The sequence below is a fragment of the Anabaena sp. UHCC 0204 genome (assembly GCF_009711975.1).
GTDB lineage: Bacteria > Cyanobacteriota > Cyanobacteriia > Cyanobacteriales > Nostocaceae > Dolichospermum.
Genome location: NZ_VIKW01000023.1, coordinates 34,488 through 59,990 on the forward strand (window position 1 = coordinate 34,488; position 25,503 = coordinate 59,990).

At 38.0% G+C, this 25,503-nt stretch carries 24 protein-coding genes and 1 pseudogene; 4 read left to right on the forward strand and 21 right to left on the reverse strand.

The annotated features are described in order from the left end of the window. Positions 1–55 precede the first annotated feature (55 nt). Positions 56–376 carry a hypothetical protein gene (locus FJR04_RS17940; protein ID WP_168497244.1) on the reverse strand — a complete coding sequence of 107 codons (321 nt, stop codon included), beginning with the start codon at positions 374–376 and terminating at the stop codon, positions 56–58. Between the two features lie 567 nt (positions 377–943). Here FJR04_RS17940 and FJR04_RS17945 point away from each other — a divergent pair. Beyond that, positions 944–1,450 carry a DUF29 domain-containing protein gene (locus FJR04_RS17945; protein WP_371418228.1) on the forward strand — a complete coding sequence of 169 codons (507 nt, stop codon included), beginning with the start codon at positions 944–946 and terminating at the stop codon, positions 1,448–1,450. A gap of 99 nt (positions 1,451–1,549) precedes the next feature. Here FJR04_RS17945 and FJR04_RS26670 read toward each other — a convergent pair. Then, positions 1,550–1,848 (reverse strand): annotated as a pseudogene (locus FJR04_RS26670) (ISAs1 family transposase); the annotation flags it as partial. A gap of 44 nt (positions 1,849–1,892) precedes the next feature. Between FJR04_RS26670 and FJR04_RS17955 the strand changes: the two are divergent. Beyond that, on the forward strand, positions 1,893–2,207 hold the full coding sequence (locus tag FJR04_RS17955; RefSeq protein WP_168497247.1) for a hypothetical protein: 315 nt from the start codon (positions 1,893–1,895) through the stop codon (positions 2,205–2,207). Between the two features lie 61 nt (positions 2,208–2,268). Here FJR04_RS17955 and FJR04_RS26240 read toward each other — a convergent pair whose 3' ends face one another. From FJR04_RS26240 to FJR04_RS17990, 8 genes are all read right to left on the reverse strand, one after another. Further along, positions 2,269–3,039, reverse strand: coding sequence for an NAD(P)-dependent oxidoreductase (locus FJR04_RS26240; protein WP_371718293.1), 771 nt, complete (start codon positions 3,037–3,039; stop codon positions 2,269–2,271). A gap of 47 nt (positions 3,040–3,086) precedes the next feature. Beyond that, positions 3,087–4,550 carry a family 1 glycosylhydrolase gene (locus FJR04_RS26245; protein ID WP_254445314.1) on the reverse strand — a complete coding sequence of 488 codons (1,464 nt, stop codon included), beginning with the start codon at positions 4,548–4,550 and terminating at the stop codon, positions 3,087–3,089. Positions 4,551–4,640: 90 nt separating this feature from the next. After that, a complete protein-coding gene (gene glf / locus FJR04_RS17965; protein ID WP_168497249.1) occupies positions 4,641–7,082 on the reverse strand; it encodes a UDP-galactopyranose mutase in 2,442 nt (813 codons plus the stop codon). A 536-nt stretch (positions 7,083–7,618) separates the two neighbouring features. After that, complete coding sequence (gene psaB, locus FJR04_RS17970) at positions 7,619–9,847, reverse strand: photosystem I core protein PsaB (RefSeq protein ID WP_168497251.1); 2,229 nt, start codon at positions 9,845–9,847, stop codon at positions 7,619–7,621. Between the two features lie 391 nt (positions 9,848–10,238). Continuing rightward, complete coding sequence (locus FJR04_RS17975) at positions 10,239–10,388, reverse strand: hypothetical protein (RefSeq protein ID WP_168497253.1); 150 nt, start codon at positions 10,386–10,388, stop codon at positions 10,239–10,241. Positions 10,389–10,422: 34 nt separating this feature from the next. Beyond that, positions 10,423–11,454, reverse strand: a complete 1,032-nt coding sequence (locus FJR04_RS17980) for an SDR family oxidoreductase (RefSeq protein WP_168497255.1) — start codon at positions 11,452–11,454, stop codon at positions 10,423–10,425. Between the two features lie 63 nt (positions 11,455–11,517). Further along, on the reverse strand, positions 11,518–11,856 hold the full coding sequence (locus tag FJR04_RS17985; RefSeq protein ID WP_168497257.1) for an alpha/beta fold hydrolase: 339 nt from the start codon (positions 11,854–11,856) through the stop codon (positions 11,518–11,520). After that, on the reverse strand, positions 11,849–12,274 hold the full coding sequence (locus FJR04_RS17990) for a beta-ketoacyl synthase N-terminal-like domain-containing protein (protein ID WP_254445315.1): 426 nt from the start codon (positions 12,272–12,274) through the stop codon (positions 11,849–11,851). The genes FJR04_RS17985 and FJR04_RS17990 overlap by 8 nt, the downstream gene beginning before the upstream one ends. Positions 12,275–12,528: 254 nt before the next feature. Here FJR04_RS17990 and FJR04_RS17995 point away from each other — a divergent pair, with 254 nt between their 5' ends. Next, positions 12,529–12,792, forward strand: a complete 264-nt coding sequence (locus FJR04_RS17995; protein ID WP_168497259.1) for a hypothetical protein — start codon at positions 12,529–12,531, stop codon at positions 12,790–12,792. A gap of 77 nt (positions 12,793–12,869) precedes the next feature. On the opposite strand, the gene FJR04_RS18000 is transcribed toward FJR04_RS17995, so the two are convergent. The 4 genes from FJR04_RS18000 to FJR04_RS18015 form a co-directional block, all read right to left on the reverse strand. Further along, complete coding sequence (locus FJR04_RS18000; protein WP_168497261.1) at positions 12,870–13,202, reverse strand: hypothetical protein; 333 nt, start codon at positions 13,200–13,202, stop codon at positions 12,870–12,872. A 123-nt stretch (positions 13,203–13,325) separates the two neighbouring features. Then, a complete protein-coding gene (gene phaC, locus FJR04_RS18005; RefSeq protein ID WP_168497263.1) occupies positions 13,326–14,696 on the reverse strand; it encodes a class III poly(R)-hydroxyalkanoic acid synthase subunit PhaC in 1,371 nt (456 codons plus the stop codon). 391 nt (positions 14,697–15,087) lie between these two features. Next, positions 15,088–16,170, reverse strand: a complete 1,083-nt coding sequence (gene galK, locus FJR04_RS18010) for a galactokinase (RefSeq protein ID WP_168497329.1) — start codon at positions 16,168–16,170, stop codon at positions 15,088–15,090. 91 nt (positions 16,171–16,261) lie between these two features. Continuing rightward, entirely contained in the window at positions 16,262–17,350 is a 1,089-nt protein-coding gene (locus FJR04_RS18015) for a Xaa-Pro peptidase family protein (protein WP_168497265.1), read from the reverse strand. Positions 17,351–17,488: 138 nt separating this feature from the next. On the opposite strand from FJR04_RS18015, the gene FJR04_RS18020 reads away from it, so the two are divergent. Continuing rightward, positions 17,489–17,971, forward strand: a complete 483-nt coding sequence (locus FJR04_RS18020) for a gluconokinase (protein ID WP_168497267.1) — start codon at positions 17,489–17,491, stop codon at positions 17,969–17,971. Positions 17,972–18,199: 228 nt separating this feature from the next. Here the strand turns inward: FJR04_RS18020 and FJR04_RS18025 are convergent, their stop codons facing one another. The 7 genes from FJR04_RS18025 to FJR04_RS18055 form a co-directional block, all read right to left on the reverse strand. Beyond that, on the reverse strand, positions 18,200–19,051 hold the full coding sequence (locus FJR04_RS18025; protein WP_168497269.1) for a formylglycine-generating enzyme family protein: 852 nt from the start codon (positions 19,049–19,051) through the stop codon (positions 18,200–18,202). Positions 19,052–19,375: 324 nt separating this feature from the next. Further along, the gene (locus FJR04_RS18030) at positions 19,376–21,076 is read right to left on the reverse strand and encodes a formylglycine-generating enzyme family protein (protein WP_168497271.1); all 1,701 of its coding nucleotides are present in this window, start codon (positions 21,074–21,076) and stop codon (positions 19,376–19,378) included. Positions 21,077–21,084: 8 nt separating this feature from the next. Next, positions 21,085–22,167, reverse strand: coding sequence for a VWA domain-containing protein (locus FJR04_RS18035; protein ID WP_168497273.1), 1,083 nt, complete (start codon positions 22,165–22,167; stop codon positions 21,085–21,087). Further along, a complete protein-coding gene (locus FJR04_RS18040; protein WP_168497275.1) occupies positions 22,164–23,141 on the reverse strand; it encodes a MoxR family ATPase in 978 nt (325 codons plus the stop codon). The genes FJR04_RS18035 and FJR04_RS18040 overlap by 4 nt, the downstream gene beginning before the upstream one ends. After that, complete coding sequence (locus FJR04_RS18045) at positions 23,128–24,159, reverse strand: hypothetical protein (RefSeq protein ID WP_168497277.1); 1,032 nt, start codon at positions 24,157–24,159, stop codon at positions 23,128–23,130. Before FJR04_RS18045 ends, FJR04_RS18040 begins: the two co-directional genes overlap by 14 nt. A gap of 24 nt (positions 24,160–24,183) precedes the next feature. Then, entirely contained in the window at positions 24,184–25,026 is an 843-nt protein-coding gene (locus tag FJR04_RS18050; RefSeq protein ID WP_168497279.1) for a trypsin-like peptidase domain-containing protein, read from the reverse strand. Between the two features lie 14 nt (positions 25,027–25,040). Further along, positions 25,041–25,370 (reverse strand): CU044_2847 family protein, encoded by a 330-nt coding sequence (locus FJR04_RS18055; RefSeq protein WP_168497281.1) that lies wholly within the window; start codon positions 25,368–25,370, stop codon positions 25,041–25,043. Between the last annotated feature and the right edge of the window lie 133 nt (positions 25,371–25,503).

Here is a 25,503-nt window from a genome sequence, read left to right on the forward strand (position 1 = left end):
AGAAGTTAGAAGAGTGGAAATGCTTCCCTTGATTTTTGAGCAATAACAGACTCATTTAGCCTACTTTTGTGACTTTCTCTAATTCACTTTCTGCTCTTTCATAAGTATCTCTTGTACGAGTAACTTGTAAAATCCATTTTCCAGTTTGGGGATTTTTGCCGATAATTACACTAGAAGGTTCATCAGGCCAATCGTCCTTTAATTTTACGCGATCGCCTATTTTAAATCTACTACTTGGTTTCTCACCACCTCTATTATCTTTAATTACAGAGGATCTAGCTTTTTTTACTAAGTCGTTTAAATTAATTGAGTTTTTTTCTTCCCATGCTTTCAAATCAATTTCTTTAAAATTAACTTCTCCTGTTGGTTTTATCACCCATATATAAAGATTATTTTCAGCTACACTTGGATGATTAATTAAAGAATATTCAACAATAGTTGCTTGTTGTTGTTTGGCAATCTTTTTTATCTAAATCACTTTGATTAGGTAAGTTGTTAATTATCGAATTAAGTTTATAGCGTTTCCCAGTCTAATGAAGTACAAAATTATCTGTGTTTATCTGCATCCATCTGCGGTTAATTCTTTCTTTCTGTACCTCACTTGAATGGGAATTGCTATAATAAAGTTGCGGTAATACTCAAAGGTAAAGGTAATAGAATTGTAATAATGAGAGTTACTAGAGATAGTTGAGATTTGTTAATGTTCATGGATTTAGGTTAATGTATGAGGGTAATTTTCTTCAGATTTTAAAATTTGGCATAAAATTTGTAATTCTTGTTGAAAATTATCATATCTGAAACAGCTACAGAGTTTATACGATTTAATTCGTATAAGTTTAGTATAATTTTACCAGACAAGATACTCTCACCACAAGACTGAATAGGAAAAATTTATATCTTTGCTTTTTGTGCGTCTTTGTGCAAAATACAATATAATGGTTGTATGAAATTCATTAGTGATGGCATAATTATGAGTATATCTCTTTATGAAAAAGACTTTAATTTATGGCTAGAATTAACAATTAATCAATTAGAAAGCCATGAATTTTCAGTTTTAGATACAGTAAATTTGATTGAGGAGTTAAAAGACTTGGGGAAAGCAGAAAAAAATGCTTTAGAGAGTAACTTAATGATTTTATTAGCCCATTTATTAAAGCTAAAAGTTCAAGCTGATGCTCCAGAAACAATGAAAAATAGTTGGTATAATTCAGTGATTGAACATCGTAAACGCATCAAAAAACAATTATCGAAAATGCCTTCACTGCAATCCTATTTACCCAAAATTTTAGAAGATTCCTATGCAGATGGTAAGGATATTGCTATTAAAGAAGGAAAACTAGCATCTTTTGGAGTTCGTATTCCTAATGAATCTGAATATCCTCATCTATGTCCTTTTACCATTGAGGAAATTTTAGATGATGAATTTTATGGATCATCTTTTGATGTTTAGATATCTCTATAAATCAGGCTATAAGCCTAATCTACGCAGTAGTTACTATATCATATTTTAGATTCCCAATTTATTAAATAAGTCGGGGATATAAAAATTTTATGGTTTTATTGTACAACAAGAAGTTACAGGTTCATTAGCAATATCTTTTAAACCCACAGAATTTAATAAATCTACCCAATTTTCTACAGTCTCTTTATCTTCAGGTTTGCTCTTTTTTAGTGCAATAATATATTCACCTGATTTATCCACAATTGATTTTACTATCTCTTTTTGACATCCATTGCATCAATTGTTACTAAACATCCAGCTATATCTAAGACTTTAATTAATTCTGGTATTGCTGTTATCTCATTTGACTTTTCTTCAACCTTACATTGTCCTAATACTAATCTATTAACGGAATATATACGGAAATCTTCGCACAGGAATATCTAACGTAATGATTGAAAATGCTTTGCAAAAAGGATGTTTCCCAATTTTCGACTGGCTAATCAAAAATTTAGACATTTTACAAAAAAACTTTCCCCATCAAATCTATAGTGTTTATGTCAAGCCTCCATCTTTAGATGTACTCCAACAACGATTAAATGATGGACGAGATCCTCAAAAAATACGTCTGAAAGCTGCGGTAACAGAACTGAATAAACTCGAAAATGGTGATTACGCTAATTGTATAGATTATGTGATTGTTAACGAACAAGAAAAAGCAGATTTGATTGCACAAAATATATACCCAAGTTATTTAAGTCTTTAGCAAGAAGAACTAAAACTGGGTTTCAAAATTAGCCAGATAGACAACTGATTAAATTAATGTTTTATTGCCATTCCTCACAATATCGAGAAAGAGCATCTTCCAAACCAGGCATTAACTCACCTCGACTACTACCAAGAACGCTATAAGTCGGACGAGGAGCAATCAAACCCAGTTGTCGTGTAGGCAAAGCAATTAACCTTTTCACACTCACACCTGCTTGTTTTGCTGCTAACCGCGCCAAATTTGCCCAGGAAATTTCACATTTATTAGCTAAATGCCATAATCCGGTTTCACCATCTATTAATAAATCAAGACTAGCATGAACTAAATCCGGGACATAAGTTGGGGAAATAATAGTATCTTGTGCTGCTAAAAACTCTTCTCCAGCACTGAGTTCACGCAGAGCAATAGTCACAAAATTATACTCATCCCAAGGACTAAAAAAGGCACTGGTGCGAATTATCAAGGATGTAGGACAAGCTTGTAATACCCGCTTTTCTGCTAAAGCTTTACTACATCCATATACACTTAAAGGAGAGATGGCATCAGTTTCTACATAAGGTTGAGTCACAGCCCCATTGAACACCAAATCTGAAGAAAAAGTCACCAACGGCAAATTATGTTGAGCGCAAGCAGTAGCTAATATTTCTGCACCTACTGTATTTACACGCAGGCAGTTTCCTGGTTCGCGCTCTGCATCATCCACCCGCACATATCCCGCAGCATTGATTACAGCCCAAGGTTGTAACTCAGTCAGCACCTCATCAACAACCACAGGATGGGCAATATCCATTTCTTGCCGTGTTAGTAAACGGTATGGTATTCCTCGCACTTCACACAACCGAGCAAAAGCTTTTCCTGGCGTGCCTCTAGCGCCAATTATGGCAAGGGGATGATGGGAAGCAGGGGAGCAGGGGAGAGTATAGATTCAGATGCTTTTGTGCTTCTCTCTTTCTCATTTAGTCCACAACTGACTGCTGGATATAATAACCGTTCTGGACGATGCCACCAACCGGGGATATCAAGTAACGGGTGATTGGGATTGCGTCCTGTGGCTAAATCACGTATAATTTTAGCGATCGCTGTTTCTCTTGGTTGAGGAGAACGCAAATCAAATACACCAGACTCATAGTTACCTACCCAACGAGTTACCAAACTATTCCAATCGTAAGTACCTAAAAGCGCCCAAGCTGTGACAGCACGGACATCTACACCCTGCGATCGCAATTCCTGGGCAGCATTCCATACCTCACACAGCCAGCGTAGTTGTTCCTCACGGGTACAATTGAGATGAACTTCAGTTACAGCCAAGGGGATTTTATACCGCTCCCATGCCTCTTGTAGTAAAGTCCTTGGACCTGCTGCACCTTCAGCACAAACTCGAACTGCTTCTATATCTGCGTATTCATCTTGTCCATTACCACCATGTGTCCAATTTGGATAATTTTCTAAATTTTCATCTAAAAAGCGATCGCTCGTTATATAATGATTAATACCAATAATGTCCGGTGGACAGGGATTTTGACAAAATTCGTCAAGTTCATTTTCACTAATACCGCAATTTCGCAGATATCCCCAGATAGGATGATTTGCGGAAATTCGACCACATAATAAATCAAAAGTCAACCAGCGACGCTCATTTTCAAATTCTGCTTGATAAGCTAGTTTTGGCGTGCTGTAAATCTTTCCCAAATCTTCCGTTTGCACGAGTTGGGCGCTAGGATTAACTTCTCGGATAGCCTGCATTGCCAAGCATACCCCCCGACATTCCGACAATAAAGCCCGGCCAAAAGTTAAATCATCCTGTCCGTGAGGATACCAGTGACCGTACAATCCACTAAATCGGGCTGTCGTCAAAGGTTCATTAATAGGTGTGTAATGTGTTACCCAAGGATAGCGTTGTGCCACCGCACGGGCAAATTCTGCCAATTTCTCTGGAAATTCTGGATCTATTAAACTGGTGTAACGTGGACCACTACCATGATGCACCAATCCCACAATTGGACAAATACCCAGTTCTTGTAATCTCCCCAACCGCACATCCGCCCAAGACCAATCGGCATTTTTTAAGCCGTTAGGTGCGATTCGCTCCCATAATACAGGATAACGAATTGCCTGTATACCCAATTGTGCAAATAATTCCAAATCCTCCAAGCGCGTTCCATGACCATTACGTTCTATTTGGTCAAAATACTCTTCACCCACACGATTAACCGTACACTCCACACCACCCCATACTTCTAAAGCAAGTTGAGTTTTGAGTTTCGAGTTGAAAATAAAAGTCATACCATTTTGGATTTTGGATTGGGAATACCTTTCTATGTCCCGGTTTTGTAAAACCATCAGTTACACTCAATTTTTAAATTGGTATCATGTTCCTTCGCCTCCTGATAGCCATACTCATGAATGGGCGGGGAAACCCCGCCCCTACTGTCAAACCTTGACGGCGATTTGTTTATACACAGACAAAGCTTGACCCACACATTGATCCATGTTGTAATACTTGTAGGTTGCCAACCGCCCCACAAAATATACCCCCGGTGTCGTATCAGCCAAAGCCTTATATTGCTTATAGATTTCCTGATTTTCTGGGCGGGGTACAGGGTAATAGGGATCTCCTTCTGCTTTGGGAAATTCGTAAACAATGCTAGTTTTAGAGTGTTCCTGACCAGTTAAATATTTAAATTCTGTAACACGAGTATATAAGTGTTCGTTGGGATAGTTGATCACTGGTACAGGCTGAAAGACTGGGATATTATGGGTTTCGTGCTGGAAATCAAGAGAACGATAGGGTAACTTACCGTAACGATAATCAAAGAATGCGTCCACAGGTCCTGTATAAACCATTTCCCGACAAGGTATAGCTTTTTCAATTTCCTGGTAATCGGTATTAAGCATCACCTTAATATTGGGGTGATTTAATATATTCTCGAATAACCGGGTAAACCCATGCAGTGGCATCGCTTGGTAAGTATCGGTAAAATAACGGCTGTCGCGGTTGTTGCGGGTGGGAATCCGAGCAATTACTGATTTATCAAGTTCTGATGGGTCGAGTCCCCATTGCTTGCGAGTGTAACCCCGGAAAAACTTTTCATACAATACTCGCCCAACTTTGCTGACTACCACATCTTCTGAAGTATAAATATATTCTTTTGGTTCAGCTAATGCTTTCAAAAAATCCTCGACTTCAAAAGAATTTAGATCCATACCATAAAGTTTATTGATAGTATCGAGATTGATAGGTATGGGAACTAATTGACCATCTACACTAGCTAAAACCCGATGTTCATAAGAACGCCACTTAGTAAAGCGGGACAGGTATTCAAAGATTTCGCGGGAGTTGGTGTGAAAAATGTGGGGTCCGTATTTGTGAACGAGAATACCATCCTCATTGTAATGATCGTAGGCGTTACCGCCAATGTGATTACGTTTATCTACAATCAGCACTTTTTTACCCAACTGAGTAGCTAACCGTTCAGCAATGACGCTACCAGAAAAACCTGCACCAACTATTAGGTAATCAAAAACAAAGTCTCTAGTAATAATATTGAGTGCTTGTTTTCTAGCGATCACACTTAGATTATTTTTTTCTTCTGCATTACGGGTAGCGATCGCCGAATCTATCAATTTTATCATTGATGCCCAAGTCCGATCCCAAGAAATTTGCTCTAAAAAGGCATCAACACGACTTAACCACCCAGATGCTTTTGTATCCTGTTGCATTGCTTGTTCAGCAGCGGTGACGAAATCAGAAACTGTGTCTGCAATGCGTACCAGTTTTGAATCTCCATAGGGACGAACTACATCGCGAATACTGGTAGATACCACAGGTTTGCCGGCTGCAAGATACTCAGGAGTTTTAGTAGGACTGATAAAGCGCGTTGCTTCATTGCGGGCAAATGGCAACATTGCTAAATCCCATCCTGCTAAATATTCAGGTAGTTGTTGATAGGTTTTAGCACCGAGATAATGGATATTCTCGGACTGTGGTAGCATTGCGGGATCAATTTTCACAACTGGTCCAACTATGACTAAATGCCAGTCGGGACGGATATCTGCAATACCTTGAAGTAGTTCAATATCCATCCGTTCATCAATTACACCAAAGAAACCCAGACGGGGATGAGGTATATCAGCTTGATCTGCTGGTTCTATTTTCAGGTTTCTGGCTTCTCCAAAGTGGGTTATATCTACACTGCTAGGAAACGCATAGACATTTGGGTGTTGATTAACTTTACTTTCGTAAAGGCTTTGTCCCCCTGTAAATACTAAATCTGCACGGCGAAATAATTCAGCTTCGTAATTTTTTAAAGTTGGTGGCGCGCCATGGAAACCAGATAACTCATCCATGCAATCATAGACTACAGCTTGGGGTTGTAAATGGCGGGTAAATGCGATCGCCATTGGTGTGTAATACCAACAAATATACTTGTTAATGTTATGCTCTGCCAAAAAACCATCTATCAGAATTTGCAAATTTGCGTTAACAGATTCCTCATTTAAACCTTCTGGGAGATTGGGAACAACTACCACCACTCCACTTATATCTTCGCTAATTTCCAACTGCCGTAAATCTTCTTGATTGAAAATTGGTTCTTCAATAAAAAATACCCGCTTTCCCTTTGCACAGCGACTGAGAAGATGTTGTGGTCTTTGATAAACGAAATGCCAACGCAAATGAGATAAACAGACTATATCCGCCGTATCAGTGACAGTTTCTTTTGCTAAGAGATTTTTATTTAATGTGGATAAATTTAATGATGATGCACCTACTGATGGAGATTCGTCTAATTCAGATTGCTTATTTTTACTCAGCTTGGAAGACACAACATGACTAGCACCGTTCTTTTTTCGTTGAGTTTTTTCACTTGCCATAGATTTTTAATGCCATTTTTTACAAATTGGACGAGTGACTTGCTAAAAAATCAACAAATCGCCTCCTCAATTGATTTTTTTGTTTCAAATTTCCAAAAATTCAGTAATAATAAACAGGACTTACGCACAAGTCACGAAAGAACGAACCACGAAGGAACGAAGGACACGAAGAAAAGAAGGTTTCAGAGATATTTTGCGTAAGTCCTAATAAACTGAGAACATTAATTCTTAACCTTGCATTCCTTATAAGTTTTAATCATAAATCTTGGCTATTATTTCTACATCTACCCAAGAAAATAAATGAACAGATAATCTATATATAGATAGGATTACTCATTGATTTTTGATAGCGTGGCGTAAGCCATACAAGCTGTAAATCATCAACTTCATCGAATTAAAGATTGAGTCTCAGTATAATGAACAAGAATGAATTCAAAAATTATCAAAAATATATTTTTTGTCCAAAAAAAATCCCCCTTTATACCGTTAGGTTCAAAGAGGGAAATTGCAAAAAGGTCAGAGGAACTCTTAATATTTCATCCGAATTTACCGGCGGTTGCGGCTATCAGGAATGCGGCATAGGTGAGGACATAACCAACCGTAAAGTGAATTAAACCCACTAACCAACCTTGGACAATGGACATAGCCACAGGTTTATCTTTCCAACGTGCTAAGTTAGCCAAGGGGGTGCGTTCGTGCGCCCACACCAGAGTTTCAATTAACTCTTGCCAGTAACCACGCCAGCTAATCAGGAACATGAAACCAGTTGCCCAAACGAGGTGTCCAAAGAGGAACATCCAAGCCCAAACAGACAGATTACTTGTACCATAAGGGTTATATCCATTAATTAATTGTGCAGAGTTAGCCCAAAGGTAATCACGTAACCAGCCCATTAGGTATGTAGAGTTTTCGTTGAATTGGGCAACGTTACCTTGCCAAACACCTAAATGTTTCCAGTGCCAGTAGAATGTTACCCAACCGATCAGGTTCAACATCCAGAAAAAGGCGAGGTAAAAAGTTTGTTGCCAAGAAGAAGTTTGACAACTACCACCACGACCGGGACCATCGCAAGGGAAGTTATAACCGAAGTCTTTTTTGTCAGGCATCAACTTACTGCCACGGGCATCTAAAGCCCCTTTAACACAGATTAGTGTTGTGGTGTGCAAACCGAGAGCGATCGCATGATGCACCAAAAAGTCTCCAGGTCCAATGGTTAAAAACAGCGAGTTAGTACCTGAGTTAATAGCATCTAACCAACCCGGAAGCCAGACGTTACCGTGATTTGGCCAAGCTGTATAGGCAATACTATCTGGGTTAGATAGCAACGTATCCATACCATAGAGCAATTTACCGTGGGCAGCTTGGATAAATTGAGCAAACACCGGCTCAATCAAAATTTGCTTTTCTGGCGTACCAAAGGCAACTACAACGTCATTGTGGACGTATAACCCTAGTGTATGGAATCCCAAGAATAACGACACCCAACTTAAGTGAGAGATTATCGCTTCTTTGTGGTTAAGTACCCGTTCCAGGACATTACCTTTATTCTGTTCTGAGTCATAGTCCCGCACCCAGAAAATCCCAGCGTGGGCAAATGCGCCAATCATCAAGAAGCCAGCAATGTACTGATGGTGAGTATATAGCGCCGCTTGGGTCGTGTAATCCTTAGCCATAAAGGCATAAGGCGGCAGCGAATACATATGCTGTGCTACCAAAGAAGTCACAGTTCCCAACGCCGCTAGGTGAATACTCAACTGGAAGTGGAGGGAGTTGTTATAAGTGTCGTACAGCCCTTGGTGGGGGAGGTTAAATTGACCTTCGGTTTGGATACCAAAGAAATTTTTGGCATTGAGCATATCTTTGATGTTATGACCAATTCCGAAGTTAGTGCGGTACATATGACCGGCGATAATGAAAATAACAGCGATCGCTAAATGGTGATGAGCCATATCCGTCAACCACAGCGACTCTGTTTGTGGATGGAAACCACCCACGAAAGTAAGAATAGCCGTCCCCGCACCTTGAGAAGTCCCAAATACATGATTAAGTGTATCTGGATTTTGGGCATAAACACCCCAGTCACCTTTCCAAAAAGGAGTTAATCCAGCGGGGTGAGGCAAAGTAGTGAGAAAGTTATCCCAACCAACATGAATACCGCGAGATTCGGGAATCGCCACGTGAACCAAGTGGCCAGCCCAAGCCAAAGAACTCACACCAAACAACCCGGCTAGGTGGTGATTGAGTCGAGATTCAGCACTTTTGAACCAAGCCAAACTAGGGCGGAATCTAGGCTGTAAATGTAACCAACCCGCAAACAAAAACACTGCTGCTAACAACAACAGGAAAATTGAACCCGTATAAAGTTCATAATTTGTTCGCATTCCGATGGTATACCACCAATGGTAGACACCAGAATAAGCAATATTCACGGGATAGTTTGCACCACCTTGGCTAAAAGCTTCTATAGCCGGTTTACCAAAGTGTGGGTCCCAAATCGCATGGGCAATGGGGCGAATATGCAGGGGATCTTTAATCCACTGTTCAAAGTTACCTTGCCAAGCAACGTGAAATAAAAGACTAGAAGCCCAGAGGAAAATGATTGCCACATGACCGAAATGAGTTGCAAAAATCTTTTGGTAAAGATTCTCTTCAGTTATGTCATCATGGATTTCAAAATCATTACCTTGAGCCATCGCATACCAGATGCGGCGTGTTGTTGGATCTTGTGCCAGATCCTGACTAAATTTTGGATATCTTTTTGCCATGTATTGTCATCACATCTTCTTCAAATATTGATGTAATTCTTGTCTAGATCAGGACTGAAGCAACTGGCATATTCATAAGGTGAGCCAAACTCGATAATTCCTTGACAATCCTAAAAGAAATATGGAGTGTAACACTTGCATAAGTCCTATATACGAGTAATTAACAAATAAACTACTTCTACTTCCATCTCACTTAGGGAGGAAATTGAAATTAAATAAATTTATTATTTTCAATACATCCGGTTTAATTTTGAGATATCAGTTATTTCTCTGTTGGGAAATTACAGCTATTCTTAGATGGATGAGAAAATTAAACAAAATTCAAAGCATTGTCAAGATTTTTCAGGTGCAATATTCACTATCTACAGTTTATTGAAACCACATAAATTCCCTATGGATTAATAATTCCGTAGTAAATTGCAGCCACAAATAATATCGCCAAGATGATGACGATAAAACCATTGCGGAATAGGGGAGACAATGGATTTTTCTCAGTGATGAAATTATTACCTTGCTTTTGAGTCATATCCTCAGTTTTCATTGTTATTTAGAAACTCATTTAATCAGTCAATTATTCAACCTTTATTTTTCAAGGTTTGTACTGCTAACAACGCTAATACGCCTGTAGCGGCGATGCCTACGGCGAGCGAAGCGATCGCTCCCCATTGCAGCACAGGATTTTTATCTAAGGCATCAAAAAAGCTGGGAATGACTTGGGTTTTATAGTCCCCATCTATTCTGTCGTGTTCAGGAACAGGCTGATAAAAGTTATTTGGTGCGTTTTCGGATTTTGGCTCAGAACTACGCTGTAAATCAAAACCGAATTGTAACAACAGTGAATCTACTAACCCCGGAGAAATCCGTTGTAATAAATCTAGCGCCTTGGCTGCATCACCCACTAAAAGATCACGAGTGGGATGTTCCGCTACATAGACGACTGCATCAGCTACCAGCCTGGGGTCATAGTAAGGTGGTATACCGGCTGGTTTTACGCCTAACTTAGTTAGACCATTATTCCAGAACGGGGTATTAATTACACCGGGTTTGATACTTGTAACACTAATCGGCCATTTATCATGCTGTAACTCTATCCGCATAGCTTCCACAAAGCCTTCAATCCCGTGTTTGGCAGCAGCATAAGCACTTTGATAAGGGAGCGATCGCCTACCTTCCATGGAAGAAATATGAATCAGCGCCCCCCTTCCTTCCCGCTTCAAATGGGGTAAAGCAGCCATCGCGCCATAAGCTTGGCCAACCAAGTCCACATCAATAACGTGCTTAAATTCTTCCGGTTTTGTGTTGTCGAAAGTGGCAAAAAGTCCCACAGCGGGAGTATGAACCCATGTATCAATTCGCCCGAATGTCTCCACAGTCTTATCAGCGATCGCATTTACCTGATCAAATTCCTGCACATCAGCAACAATAGAAATTGCTTCACCGCCAAAACTGCGAATTTCCTCCACCACAGACTTTAAACCTGACTCACTACGGGCGGAAACCACCACTTTTGCACCCCGTCTAGCAAACTGCAAAGCTGTTTCTCGGCCAATACCGCTAGAAGCACCAACGACAGAAACAACTTGTTGATTGATTGGTTTTAATTGCATAGATGCGACTCCTTTAAATCTTCAATAGAATCAAGAAACTTGGCGTTGCCATTTCTCCAACTCTTACTCTCTGAGCCTCTGCGCCTCTGCGTGAGACAAATTCATACTTTCATTCACCAACACCAGAAACTTGTTTAACTCAGTAGTGAATAATTCAGGACACTCAACTTGGGGTATATGTCCACAGTTGGGGATTAAAGCCAGATGTCCTTGTTTAAGACGACTAACAGCATTTTGAGCTTGATTATTTGGTAAAACTAAATCATTAATTCCCCACATAATCAAAGTTGGCATTTTTAACTGTGGGAGAAGATCAAGTATGATTTGATGCTGTCCAAATAAATTTAATTGGGCGCGAAGAGAAGATAAACCAGCCTCTAAAAAGCCCGGTATTTTAGCCATCCGCTCCTGTTCTGCTATCCATTGAGAAGGGACTTTCACAGGTTAGTAAAAACCCGGTTTGAGACATTGATTCCATTCCCCCAGTCAGGACTAAATCAGCTTCACCAGAACGAATAGCTGTAGCAGCGTTAATGGCGCTCATCATTCCCGACGAACACACCATATCAACTGCATAACCGTTTACTGTGTCAGGAATCCCGGTTTTGTAAGCTGCTTGACGAGGTAATGATTGTCCGTGTCCGGCTCTAAGTACATTACCAAAAATATACAAGTCTAAAGCCTCCCCGGAAATTCCCGCTTTTTCTAAAGCTGCATTCATGGCGATCGCTCCCAGGTCTACTGGTGACAATTTTGCTAACATACCTCCGAATTTACCCAGTGGTGTCCTAACTGCTGAGACAATGTAAGCTTCTTGCATACTGCTCCATCAAACTAATACAAATCCCGATAAATCTGGACATTGGTTTTATCTGGAAATAGCTCCCACAATTATCAAAGAATTCGAGGATCTGGGTATAGGTTTCTAACTCTAAATTCCACTATTTGTAAATTTATAGTACAAAAAAATATTTATTAACAAATCACTCTTGAGAAATAAATAGAATCCTACATATCTAGTTACTTTAAAATGGGAACTGAATAAAGCAACATCAGCCAATAGGAGTAATCACAATGGATAGTTTACATAGTTTTGAGCAGTTTTTTAAACAATTGAGTGAATTCCAAAATATGGTTTTCAATAATTGGAATTCTACTCTATCAAGTATGCAAAATATGAATTTATCAAGTTCACCAGAGAATTTAGATAAAAACATGAAGGTACAGGAAGACTTGGTAAAAAACTCTTTGGAATTCCAAGAACAGGTAAATCGTTTCTCTATAGACACTCAAAGAAAATTGTGGGATGGTTATTTTAAAATGATGCGGAAATCATAAACCCAACATCTCTTTAAAATCCATAAAAATTAAGGTGGGCATTGCCCACCTTCTGCAATAATTGAAAAACCACAACTTTACCACCAAATGCGATTTCCTTCTTCATCCATTCGCGCTTGACGAATTACATCAGAAATTTCTTCTGCATCTTTGACATGGTGGAGTGCTTTTTTCTCACCATCAGGGTTTTCCACTACAAAATAAGTTGGAACTGTCACGTGTTCACCAGTAATATCAAGTATATCTACAGCAACTTGTTGAGCTTTTTCTTCAACTGATTGGGGTTCGTCAGCAATTCTATCTCCTGGATTGGCTGTTAAACTCTTGTCTTTGATATTTTGTTCTTCTCGGGAATGCGAATCTTTATCTACTGGTTGATGAATTTGATTATCTTGATCATTCTTAGTCATGGCTGTTTCTTACATAAAAACCTGGCTATTACTAATATCAACCTAGACAATCAAAAGTATCTCTTTCTAGCGAGAGAGTTGGAGGATGAACTTTACTGTTTGATTTCAAAGGAAAAAAGAAGTTTATATTCGTATCTTTAACCAATTCCCAATCATTAAGGGTAAGTCTTTCTGCACTTTGCTACTTACATAGATGCCAATATGTCCAACTGGAAATGAATGGACTGTATAATCATCACTAGAGATATATTTCTCAAGAGCTAAAGATGACGTTGGGGGAACTAAATGATCCTGTTCGGCATAAATATTTAAAATCGGTATTTGGATCTTGCTTAAATCTACTCGCTGATTACCAATTTCTATTTCACCTTTAATCAATTTATTCCCTTGATATAAATCCTTAATTACCTGTCGAAAAGTCTCACCAGCTTGATCAGGACTATCAAAAATCCATTTTTCCATTCTCAGAAAGTTCAGCAGTTTTTCTTCAGATTTAATAATTTCTAGCAAGTCAATATATTTTTTAACTCCTAATTGAAATGGTTTCAACATCAAAAAGACATAATTAAGAAAATCACCAGGAATATTCCCCAAAGTATCTACCATTAGGTCTACATCTAAAGCTTTATTACCTAAAGTAGATCCACTCCAAATATTCAGAAGTCCATCATTAATATGAAAGTCTACTGGAGTAATCATCGTAATGAGGTTTTTTACTTTCTCTGGATGCAAGGAACTATAACAGAGACTAAATGTACCTCCTTGACAAATTCCTAATAAATTAAGCTGGGGAAGATGATGAATTTTGCAAATCACATCTACACAATTATTGATATAACCATTTATATATTTATCCAGAGTTAGCCAACTTTCATTTTTTTGAGGGTATCCCCAATCAATTAAGTAAACATCAAAACCAAGTTTCAGCAAATTAGCAACAAAAGAACGTCCTGCTTGTAAATCAATTATATATGGACGATTGACTAGAGCGTAAACAATCAATATCGGAATATTTCCAGAATTTTGATCTGGTGAATAGTGGTATAATACGATTTGATCTTCTTTGTAAATTTCTACTTTTGGTGTTATTCCTACCTGGATTTTATCTTCATAAAAATAGTTAACAATATTAATGGGATTAATTTGGCAAATAAAGTCCATAATTGGCGTAAATTCTTTTACCAATTGTTGCTGGTATGACCAGTTAGCGATAGCTATGTTTAAAAATTTGCCTTGAATAATAACGGCATCTGGTGAACGGAATTTATCTGCAAATTCTCGATCAAATTTATTAGCGAATATTTGAATTATTTCGGGTAATTTATCCAATATCTTACTGCTATTGTCTGCACTACTAAACTCATGTATTAATTCCAAAAAAGCTTTTCTATAGACATCAGATAGTAATATTTGATAATTAAGACTAGCTTGATATAACTGAATTAAGTTACTAATAAATTTGGAATATTCATGGATATAATTTTGTATGCTCATCAAATTTTATTCCTTTGTAATAATTCAGGATAAAGTAGATTTTTAGCAATATTAAAATTCTCTAAAATTTCCCATCATAAAATCTGGATATTGCTGTATATAGAAATCAGTATTAATTTCAATTTGTTGGCAATTTTTATATTATTGTTTATATTTATTACTTAGAAAAAAAGGGAACTTTCTAACAGGGAACAGATAAAAAACTAAAGTATTAAAGTTTAAAACTCAGTCAAAAAAAAGTGTTTTTAAAAGATAACGAGCAGCGAAAAACAGTGTAATTATTTCAATCTCATGTTTTTTAACATGAGTTTTTTCTGTTAAGAGTTCCCTTTGAATTAACTATGTGTTTATATTTAAACTATTTCTGCTACTTATTCCACTCGTGTATGTATTACACAATCAAGTTGCACAACAGCTTAGGGACTAAAATTTTGCCGTTGTAACCTGTATATTTGTATTCCTCAACTACTTTTGTGGCAATCTCTCTTCCTTGCCCTGATGTAACTAAAGCAACACAAGCTCCACCGAAACCTGCTCCTGTCAGCCTTGCACCAAATACTCCTGCTGTGTTCTGCAAAATTTCTACCAAAGTATCCAGCGCAGGTACAGAAACCTCGTAATCGTCCCGTAAACTAGCGTGGGATGCGTTCATTAACTCTCCAAACCGCTCAGGTGTAACACCCTGTAAAGCTTCTAAAACGCGGTTATTTTCTGTAACTACATGACGGGCGCGATCGCACAACGGTTTCGGTAATATTTCTACTGCATTAGCATCAGTAATATCTCGTAATGCGTTCACTCCTAACAAATGCGCGGCTTCTTCACATTCAGCCCGACGCTGATTATAACCACTACTGGCAAGTGTCCGCGGCACACCGCTATCTATGACTACAATCTCTACTCCATCAGGAAAAGTAACAAGCTGGCGTTCTAGGGTCCGAGTATCTAAAAACAAAAGATGTTTATTATCCGCCAAACTAGCAGCCATTTGATCCATAATGCCGCACTGCACACCAGCATAGTGAATTTCTGCTTGTTGTGCCAATTGGGCAATTTCCACATCATCAAGCGGAAGATCGAGCAGTTGACGTATTCCTCTCAATGTTGCCACTTCCAAAGCCGCACTACTAGATAAACCTGAACCCATAGGTACGGAAGATTTCACATACACCAACAGATAAGGTATTGTATAACCTGCGATTTTCAAAACTTCAATACAACCATAGATATAACTGGCAAATCCAGATGGTGAATGGTGCGTATCTAATATAGTGACTCGCTCATTTAAATTTTCTGAGTAAAAATGATGTGCGTTATCTCTACTCATACCGAGTAATACTGTTGTGCTTTGAGGAATGGCAGTTGGTAACACAAAACCGTCGTTATAGTCGGTATGTTCACCCAGTAAATTTACCCTACCTGGCGCACTGGCTTCTGTTTCGGGTATGGTATTGAATGTTTCTTCAAAATTCATCATATTTTCGTTTTTGTTTCGCGCAAAGTCGCAAAGGAGCAAAGGAAGAATTAAGTGTATACCTGAAATTTACGGGAATTCCCGGTTATGTTTATTTAACTAAAGGCACAGCCCGCAACCTTCCTTCTACCTCTACACTGGGAAAATTTGGGTCAAAAGTCAAATTCTCTAATTTCCCATTCTCAAGAATTACAAAAGTATCTTCCACTTTTGCCCCTGGTAAACTTGGGTTCCAAGCAACAGCCATTCCTGCGGATAAAGTTTCGGTAGCAGTGGGAGTGGCAACAATTTCTCTGGCTAAATATCCGGTAGTTCCTCCCTGATGATGTTCACGGATAGCATGGGGAAATCCATGTTCTGCATAAGCTTGAGCTAGGGCATGATAAGCTACGTTTAGGGCGGTTCCCGGTTGAGATAAATCCAAGATTAAAGCTTCAATTTCCCTTACATGGCGGTGCAATTCGGCATTCTCATTGGAAAGGTTGCCAAAGCTCACAAATCTCGTCAAATTGGCATACAAACCATCACCTCTAGCGCAAAATACCATCATTGCTTGCCGTCCAATTTGTTCTCCTGTGGGTGTGCCATGACGGTATAAGGGTAAACGCCTCTCTCCGGCTACCAGTGTCACGGCTGGATGTAGTCCCCTTGTCCATAATGCTTCTGCACCTGCACCGGCTAACTGATATTCTGTCCAATTAGGTTCAGCGGCTGTGATTATCTCTGTCATGGCTTGGCTGGCTTTTAGTCCTATTTGGTGATATCGTTCTAACTCGCTGGGCATCAATACCCGTTTCCGGTTTTGTAAAGATGCTGGTAATGGCTGTTCTCTTTCCAGAACCGGTTTATCACTGAGAACCTTTCCCCCATTTGTAACTTCACGAACAAAAGTCTCACGTTCTGAACCTTCAGCCCACGGACTGATGTGTACTTGAAAATTGGGTGGTAATTCTTCATCTTTCAGGCGTTGCGCTTCAATTTCGTCGGTTAATATCCACGCATTTTGGGCAGTTACTAATACTTCTGCTACGCCAGTTTCTGAAGTTAGTAATACGGTGTGAGAAGCGCCCGCAGTTGCCCAGGAAAACCAATCTGTACCGCGTAAACGTATCGCCTGTACCCCATTTTCCGCTAGGGTTTGTCTCATTAGCTCCAACTTGGTGGAGACTTCTTCGTTCATAGGAGATAAACACAGATGGATACAGATAATTATCCAGTTATCCTATGTGTATCTGCGTCTGTCTGAGGTAGTGAACTCTCTCAAACTTGAACTTATCAGAAAATAGGCTGAAAACCTGAACGAGATCAAAAACTGAAAATGATTATTCTTTTAATGGGTGTCTCTGGATCTGGTAAAACTACAATTGGCAAACATTTAGCCGCATCACTAAACTGGGAATTTCATGATGGTGATAGCTTTCACCTCCCAACTAACATCGAAAAAATGCGGCGGGGTATCCCTCTCAATGATGCCGATAGAATGCCGTGGTTGCAATATCTACACGCCCATATTCAAGTTTGGTTACAAGAAAATAAAAATGTAGTTTTAGCCTGTTCTGCCCTAAAAGCTAGTTATCGTCAAATTCTTTTATGTGATAGCCGCATTTATCTGGTTTATGTCCAAGGATCTTTTGATGTCATTCAAGAACGATTGAGAAAGAGGCAAAATCACTTTATGAGTGAAAAACTCCTCAAAAGCCAGTTTAATGACCTTGAAGAGCCAGATAATGCTATTTATGTGGATATTTCCCAACCGATTGGAGTGATTGTAGATCAGATTAGACAGACTTTAGGAATTTAGCTGAGTTGTGGGGAATTGACTACTTTGCTTTTTGATGGTTTGTTCCACAACTTTGACATCTAACCAGGACTTACGCAAAACAGAACGGAAGTAGGGGTAATTCATGAATTACCCCTACGCAAGAATCAGGTTGTCAATTTAGAAAAATTTTAAGATCGCTCCGTTTCACTACGCTTACAAGGGTAAAGGAAAGAAGGGAAAAGGGCAAAAGAGCAAGAGTATAAAGGGCTACAGAGTCCACGCAGCACCACACACAACACGAAAACCGCTACCGTAGGTGACGAAGCCCGCACGATTGCTATCGCGAGACGCAGAACGGCAATACTCAGGATTGTTGTACCAAGAACCACCACGCAGCAACTTTTCATCATCGCTTTGACTAGTCCGAACACTACCATCTATAAGTGCATCTTTATAACTACCATGCCAACCATCTTGACACCATTCCCAAACATTGCCGTGCATATCATATAAACCAAAGGCATTAGCAGGAAAACTACCGACATTTGTGGTTTCTTCTCTATAAATTCCTTTTGGTCCATCTCCATAAGAACCTGACCATTTATATTCTTCCTTATCTGTACCATCATAGTTAGCTAAATCTGTTGTAATTGTCTCCCCAAAATGAAATGGTGTCGTAGTTCCCGCTCGGCCAGCATATTCCCATTCCGCTTCACTGGGTAGCCTATAGGGTCTTTGAGTATGATTTGCTAATCTAGCACAAAACTCCACTGCATCATGCCAAGAAACCGATTCTACCGGGCGTTGGTTGGTGAGCGAAGTCGAACCATCACCTTTAAACCTAGATGGGTCTAATTTCAGTTCTTGGTTAACTTGGGGTAATTGAGCTACCGCTTGCCATTGTGCTTGGGTAATGGGATATTTGCCCATAGCAAAGGGTTTGATGGTAACTTCGTGTTGAGGTCTTTCTCTGCTGCTACTTTCCTTTTCTATTTCCGGTGAACCCATGATGAAAGTTCCTCCAGGAATTAGCACCATTTCTAGTGTGATGTTATTTCCTAAATCTTCTATATAGTAATAGGCTGTTTTTTTATGACGATTAATAATAGTTTTTGGCATCGTTATTTGTCTGAATCAGGATGTCCAAGATTAAAGGATTTACAGGATAATTTATTTTATGTTTACTCCTTAAATTACACTCATCAAGGCAATCATTTTAATATATAAAACATTACAGATAGGAGATAAACTTTTATAATATCAACAAAAACCTAGATGTGAGGATTATTGAGAATTGTTAGTCATTTTTGGATTACCATAAAAACCCATAATCTCAATCATCAACCCATCCTGTAAATCCTTAAATCCTGGTTATCCTGATTCAGACTATCCCAAGGGTAAAGGAAAGAAGGGTAAAGGGCAAAAGGGCAAGAGTATAAAGGGCTACAGAGTCCACGCAGCACCACACACAACACGAAAACCGTAAGCGTAGTAGCCGAAGCCCGCATCATCGTAGAGGCGATACGCAGAACGACAAAGTACAGGATGGTAGAGCCACGAACCACCACGCAGCAATCGCCCATTGCTGCTTTGACTTGACCAAGCATGACCATCTATAGGTGCATCTTCATAGCTATCATGCCAACCATCTTCACACCATTCTCTAACATTACCGTGCATATCATATAACCCAAATTCATTAGCTACTTTAAAATATCCTACTTCGGTGGTTTCTTGTCTATAAACTCCTTTTGGTCCATCTCCATAAGAACCTAACCACTTGTATTCTTTGTTATCTGTACCTCTATAATTAGCTAAATCTGTGGTAATTGTCTCCCCAAAATGAAATGGTGTTTTAGTTCCCGCTCGACAAGCATATTCCCATTCCGCTTCACTGGGCAGTCTGTAGGGTCTTTGAGTATGATTTGATAATCTAGTGCAAAACTCCACCGCATCATGCCAAGAAACCGATTCTACCGGGTGATTTGCTCCTTTAAACCTAGATGGGTCTAATTTCAGTTCTTGGTTGACTTGAGGTAATTGAGCTACCGCTTGCCATTGTGCCTGGGTAATGGGATATTTGCCCATAGCAAAGGGTTTGATGGTGACTTCGTGTTGAGGTCTTTCTCTGCTGCTACTTTTCTCTTCTGTTTCTGGTGAACCCATGATAAAAGTTCCTCCAGGAATTGCCACCATTTCTAGTGTGATGTTATTTCCTAATTCTTCTATATATTGCTGTGCTTGTTTTGGTTTTTTATTAATACTCGTTTCTGTTTTTTGTTTCGGCCATCCTGATTTTTTCAACTCAATAGTAGCAAATTCAAAATCAAAAGGTTGTAATTTGATGGTTGTATCATCATCTTCAATGGTAATAGTCGCAAATTCAAATTCAAATTCCAAAACTTTGATTTCTGGAAACCCGATAATTTTAGGAATATTAGGAGTATTAATAGTCTGAGCTAACATTTGTTCTGCACTACTTAATACCTCTGCACTAACTAACTGAGGATTTCTTAAAGATTGCTGTACCAACTTGGCATAATTTAATAAATCTGTTTCTTGTGCTAACTGAGGTGATAACTCATCTGTCAACCGCGCTAACCTAGCTAATTCTGCTCTCACACCTGAATTACTAGAAATTTCACTATTCAAACCACTCCTGGTTTCTAGAAACTTTTGGATAATTTCATTAGCTGCTTTTTTACACTCTTCTTCACCTAAATACACCATAGCTGCCCATCTTTGTGCTTCTAATTCCTGTTGTCTTCTTCCAGGATTTAAGCGACTTAAATAACTAACATAGCTAATTAAAACCTGTGCGACTTGCTGCATATTTTTGGGATATTTTTCCCTCATTCCTGCTAACAAATATGCTCTAATATGGGTATCCATTGCATAAAGTTCATAACCTACTTGACTACACAAATCAGATAATAATAAATCAACTTCTGCTACCCAAGGAACTTGTTCACCACGTAAAAATTGATTACGTAAATAATTAACTAATTCTGGAGTTAATACCAAAGGTAAAGCCGCATGATAAGCTAATAACAAATGAGGTTCACCAAACCGCCAAACAAACCTCTCTACTGCTTGTTTTGCCTGTTCTTGTAATTCCTGTTTATTTTCTGGTTCATCTGTCATATTAAAGTTTAATAAAATTGTTTTAAAGTTTGTCCCCGCAAAATATCAATAGCATTGCTCAAACCATTATTATCCATTTGGTACATAGGAATCAAATTAGCAATAATTTCGGCTGAACTCCCAAACCAACGTTCTTCAGACATAGGATTTAACCATGCTATTAAATAAGTGTATCTTTGTAACTTAAATATAAATCTCGAAGTCGCTCTAATTCTATTTAATATCCGATAACCTCTAGCAGCACCAGCATCACTAACAATTAAAATGCTGGTTTCATTATCACAGGTTTTTAATACTTCATCTAATGCAATTGGTTCTGTTAAATAAATATCTTTGTAAACACTATTAACGGGGACATTTTGAAAATAAAAAACCTGGACATTTTCAGAGGGAATAGAACTTTCATAAACTGCTGTTTCGACTAAATCCCGACTGAAGCGATGAAAGGGAGTCATTGAGCCATTTTGGTCAATTAACAGCAATAAATGGGCATTATTTCGTTCTCGTCTGCGATAAACTGGAGCTATGTAAAATCCTTGATAAGTAGCTTTTTGAATAGTAGCATTAATATCTAAAATATCCAATGTACCATCAGCCACAAGACGACGGAGATATCGCCAACCATAAACCATTGAACGCCGAGAAAGGGGATAATAGGTTTGTAATGTAAAATTATCCTCCATTTCCATTGGCATAAAAGGAGCGCGAACTGGTAGAGATTCTAGTTTTGGTTCTGGTTTTGGTTCTGGAGGTTTATCTAGTGGTGATGTTGTATTTTCTGGAGTTTCTTTTTTGTGTTGTGATAGAGTTTCAGGTGTTATTTCTTTTTGAGGTTTTATTTCTGTGTCAGACTGTTTTGATGTTGCAATATTTTGTAAAGATTCCCAGATATCATCAAATAAATTTTGTTGAGAAATAGAATGACACCATAAAATTTTTAATGTCTCTCCTAATTCTTGTGAATTTTTCCCAAATCCTCCCAAAACGGCTTTTTCTGCTGCTAAAAATTCGCCTACACCAAGCTGAAAACCATTTTGGCGTAAACGCATAAAAACACGAATCATCAAGTCCTGGGGGTTAAATTCACTCATGAGGTTTGAGGAGAGTTATCAGCAGCTTTAGTATATTTTTTCCAATCCTGTTGTAGTTTAAATAATAATTCAGGATAGGGAAGTAATTCATCTGTCTCTAGTTTGGTTGCATCGTAAGGTTGTGATTCAAAGGTATGAAGTGCTTTTAACCAATCAATAAATTCGCTAGTTCCTGGTTTTTTAAACAATCCACCTTGATTCCAAATAGTTAAAAATCTGGCAATAGCGTTTGTAATTAAATCAGATGGGGGAAGTTCTTCTTTTTCAATTTCGTGATGTTTTGTAATAATTTCCTGCAATAAAGCCACATCATTAGGAAACTCGATATAATGATATAAACAACGGCGTAAAAATGGCGCAGGTAAGTTACCTTTTTCTTTATTGCTGGTAATAATCACAATGGGTTTTTCTACTGCTGTGACTTTTTCCCCGGTTTCTTTAACAATAAACTCCCAAGGTTCATCTAACACTGTGAGTAAATCATTAGGAAAATCTAAATCAGCTTTATCAATTTCATCAATTAAAACCACTGCTGGAGTACCTTGAGGCATTTTAAAAGCTTTTCCTAATGCTCCAAATGTCCGATAATCTTGAGGGTTTGTCGGATTACGTTTTTGTTCGTTTTCATTTTCTTTTGTTGTGACTATATTTAATTGCTTAGTTTGTACATCATGGAGTCGTAAAATAGCATCATATTCATAAAGTCCATCCTGAGCTTTTGTTGTAGAACGCACATCCCAACGATACAAAGGTAATCCTAATTCATAAGCAATTGCTGAAGCAAGACGAGTTTTACCACAACCTGCATCTCCTTCTAATAATAATGGTCTTCTGAGGTAGATTGCTAAATTAACAGCTTTTTTTAAAGGTTCGGAGACTACATAAGGTTCGGGTTTTTGTGGTGAATCTTCGTGAGATTCTTGGGGACGAATTTCGGGTTTGTTGGTGAATGTCAGACGGTTAGTTTTGCTCATGAAAATATTCCTTTAATTTTGTATAAACACTTTCTGGAGTTCCTTCACTTTCTTCATGAATGTTCTTAGCTTCTTTGTGAATTTCATCACAATTTTGAATATTTGCAAAACAAGGAAATAATTTATAATGTAATATCAACCAATTGCTAATATCTTCAATTGTCCAATTATGCAAAGGTATTTCAATCATTTTATCATGATTTAAAGTCACTTCTTGGCAAAAATTAGATGAGTTTATCAAGAACTGACTTTCTGCAATCAAGGCAAATATTAATCTATTTCTTCTTTGCTGGAATAAAAACTTCTTATTGCTGATTAAAGATTTCCAAAATTTTTCTATAAACCAGGTTATAAATTCTTCTTTATCCTCTAGTCTATTGATACTTTTTATCTCAAAAAATATAGTATCTCCTAGTGATAAAGATGAGCATATTTTTTCATATATTTTGCTCAGTAATATATCTTCATCTTCATTTTCATCTTTCTCTAACTCAGAAGTTATTGTAATTCCTAGCCATGCTGAAATTGCATTAATAAAACCAGCTTTATTAGGTTGATAAGTTGTCGAACTAAAATTTATTGTCCGTCGAGGACAAGTTCCTATTTGATTACTTATAATGACATCAATAAATTCTTCAATACAGTATTTACCTAATTGTTTTTTACTTTTGTGGAGAAATAAAAGAATAGCACCACCTTCTTTTTCATATTGCTTTTTAAGTGATTCAGCAATTTCTCTTGCTTTGTTAAAGTCTATTTTTTGTAAAGCCTTTTCTAATTGATTTTCGATATTATTTTTGTTGGATGTACTTTTATCAATATTTGAAATATTTAAAATTTGAGATTCTAAATCTTCAATTTTTTTTAAAATGTCTTCTGCTTGTCTATCTAACTTGACTTTATCTATATCAGCTAAAACTTTTCCTTGTTGACGTAAAACAGCATTAAGTTCTTCTGTTTTCTGTTCTAAAAGTCCTTTATAATACTTACATCTAGTTTGACCTGGCTCGATTTCCATAGCTAATTATAAAGTTATAAATAGTTAATTTATCTTGGATTCTAAATCTTCAATTTCTTTTAAAATGTCTTCTGCTTGTCTATCTAACCTGACTTTATCTATATCAGCTAAAACTTTTCCTTGTTGACGCAAAACAGCATCAAGTTCTTCTGTTTTCTGTTCTAAAAGTCCTTCATAATACTTGCGTCTTGGATTTGGTTTACTGATAATAGGAGTATGAGTAACTGTTGGAGTAGATTCCTGTAAAACATCCCAATTTTCAACCAACACAGTTGCAGGAGTCATAAATACTGCTCTAGCACCTTCTCCGTTATCTACAGCCACTACCATTCCTACCACTGCTTTTAGTGATTTATCCCAAACAGCAGAACCACTATATCCAGGCTTAACTAAAAAACCATCTCCAGCGTGCATTTGTATTACTTTGATACCGTCTTCTCTAACTATAAAACCAGATGACCAGCGACCGTTTTTGTATCCGTCAGGAAAACCAAAGGTTTCAAATTCATGGTTGTTTAAATCTAAGGTGGAAATGAGTTTAACAGGATTTGTCTCTGTTGGTGGAATATCCTCTAATTGGAGTCCAGCAATATCTTCTCCTTTTTTACCTGTTAAACCTTGCCAAAATACAACTTTGGCTGTTACTTTTTCTCCAGGTGCAATTAGGGGAAAATCAAGTTCTATAATTCCATCTGGTTCTTTTTGCGTGTCTGGGGGAATACCCAAAGCGGCTGTAACCACATGAGCGCAAGTAAGAAGATGGTGCTTGCTTACCAAAAAACCAGCACCAACAATAGTTTGACTGTCTTTATAGTAAATGCGAGCGATCGCACTTTTCAAAATTTCTATATGATTTTCATTTGTCATAATACCTATCAAAACTATTCTTTACTCCATTTCACCGTAATTTCAAAATTAACTTCCCCACCCACAGAAGTTAGAATTACTCCTGCTTCAGTAGAAAGTTTGACACCAAACTTCACTTCCATTTCTTGAGTGTTTAAATCTTTGAATTGATTAGCAATAGTAGTAACTACTGGTTTAATCTGCTTGATAGCTTCTTCAAAAGTCTGTTTAGCTTCTGTAACTATTCCAGGAGGTAGGTTTGCAGCCCTCTCCGCTCCTTGTTCTTGTCGTTTTTTTGGTGCTTCAACTTCCACTAAAATCGCACCACCGTCTAGGGTAAAATTAACTAGTTGTTTTTCTGCCATATCACACCGTTTTATTGAATATCTGCTATTAATTAGGCTATGCAACGTCAAATATACAACATTGCCAGCATATTTGTACAGCAGAAAATAGCACTAAAGACAGTTGTCATATAGCTAAAGGTAGAATTACCCA

Bases quoted from the DNA above. Each gene is read 5' to 3' on its own strand.
- FJR04_RS17945 (WP_371418228.1), top strand. From the start codon at position 944: ATGAAATTCATTAGTGATGGCATAATTATGAGTATATCTCTTTATGAA.
- FJR04_RS17955 (WP_168497247.1), top strand. From the start codon at position 1,893: ATGATTGAAAATGCTTTGCAAAAAGGATGTTTCCCAATTTTCGACTGG.
- FJR04_RS26245 (WP_254445314.1), bottom strand. From the start codon at position 4,550: ATGGTTTTACAAAACCGGGACATAGAAAGGTATTCCCAATCCAAAATC.
- glf (WP_168497249.1), bottom strand. From the start codon at position 7,082: ATGGCAAGTGAAAAAACTCAACGAAAAAAGAACGGTGCTAGTCATGTT.
- psaB (WP_168497251.1), bottom strand. From the start codon at position 9,847: ATGGCAAAAAGATATCCAAAATTTAGTCAGGATCTGGCACAAGATCCA.
- FJR04_RS17975 (WP_168497253.1), bottom strand. From the start codon at position 10,388: ATGAAAACTGAGGATATGACTCAAAAGCAAGGTAATAATTTCATCACT.
- FJR04_RS17980 (WP_168497255.1), bottom strand. From the start codon at position 11,454: ATGCAATTAAAACCAATCAATCAACAAGTTGTTTCTGTCGTTGGTGCT.
- FJR04_RS17985 (WP_168497257.1), bottom strand. From the start codon at position 11,856: ATGGCTAAAATACCGGGCTTTTTAGAGGCTGGTTTATCTTCTCTTCGC.
- FJR04_RS17990 (WP_254445315.1), bottom strand. From the start codon at position 12,274: ATGCAAGAAGCTTACATTGTCTCAGCAGTTAGGACACCACTGGGTAAA.
- FJR04_RS17995 (WP_168497259.1), top strand. From the start codon at position 12,529: ATGGATAGTTTACATAGTTTTGAGCAGTTTTTTAAACAATTGAGTGAA.
- FJR04_RS18000 (WP_168497261.1), bottom strand. From the start codon at position 13,202: ATGACTAAGAATGATCAAGATAATCAAATTCATCAACCAGTAGATAAA.
- phaC (WP_168497263.1), bottom strand. From the start codon at position 14,696: ATGAGCATACAAAATTATATCCATGAATATTCCAAATTTATTAGTAAC.
- galK (WP_168497329.1), bottom strand. From the start codon at position 16,170: ATGAATTTTGAAGAAACATTCAATACCATACCCGAAACAGAAGCCAGT.
- FJR04_RS18015 (WP_168497265.1), bottom strand. From the start codon at position 17,350: ATGAACGAAGAAGTCTCCACCAAGTTGGAGCTAATGAGACAAACCCTA.
- FJR04_RS18020 (WP_168497267.1), top strand. From the start codon at position 17,489: ATGATTATTCTTTTAATGGGTGTCTCTGGATCTGGTAAAACTACAATT.
- FJR04_RS18025 (WP_168497269.1), bottom strand. From the start codon at position 19,051: ATGCCAAAAACTATTATTAATCGTCATAAAAAAACAGCCTATTACTAT.
- FJR04_RS18030 (WP_168497271.1), bottom strand. From the start codon at position 21,076: ATGACAGATGAACCAGAAAATAAACAGGAATTACAAGAACAGGCAAAA.
- FJR04_RS18035 (WP_168497273.1), bottom strand. From the start codon at position 22,167: ATGAGTGAATTTAACCCCCAGGACTTGATGATTCGTGTTTTTATGCGT.
- FJR04_RS18040 (WP_168497275.1), bottom strand. From the start codon at position 23,141: ATGAGCAAAACTAACCGTCTGACATTCACCAACAAACCCGAAATTCGT.
- FJR04_RS18045 (WP_168497277.1), bottom strand. From the start codon at position 24,159: ATGGAAATCGAGCCAGGTCAAACTAGATGTAAGTATTATAAAGGACTT.
- FJR04_RS18050 (WP_168497279.1), bottom strand. From the start codon at position 25,026: ATGACAAATGAAAATCATATAGAAATTTTGAAAAGTGCGATCGCTCGC.
- FJR04_RS18055 (WP_168497281.1), bottom strand. From the start codon at position 25,370: ATGGCAGAAAAACAACTAGTTAATTTTACCCTAGACGGTGGTGCGATT.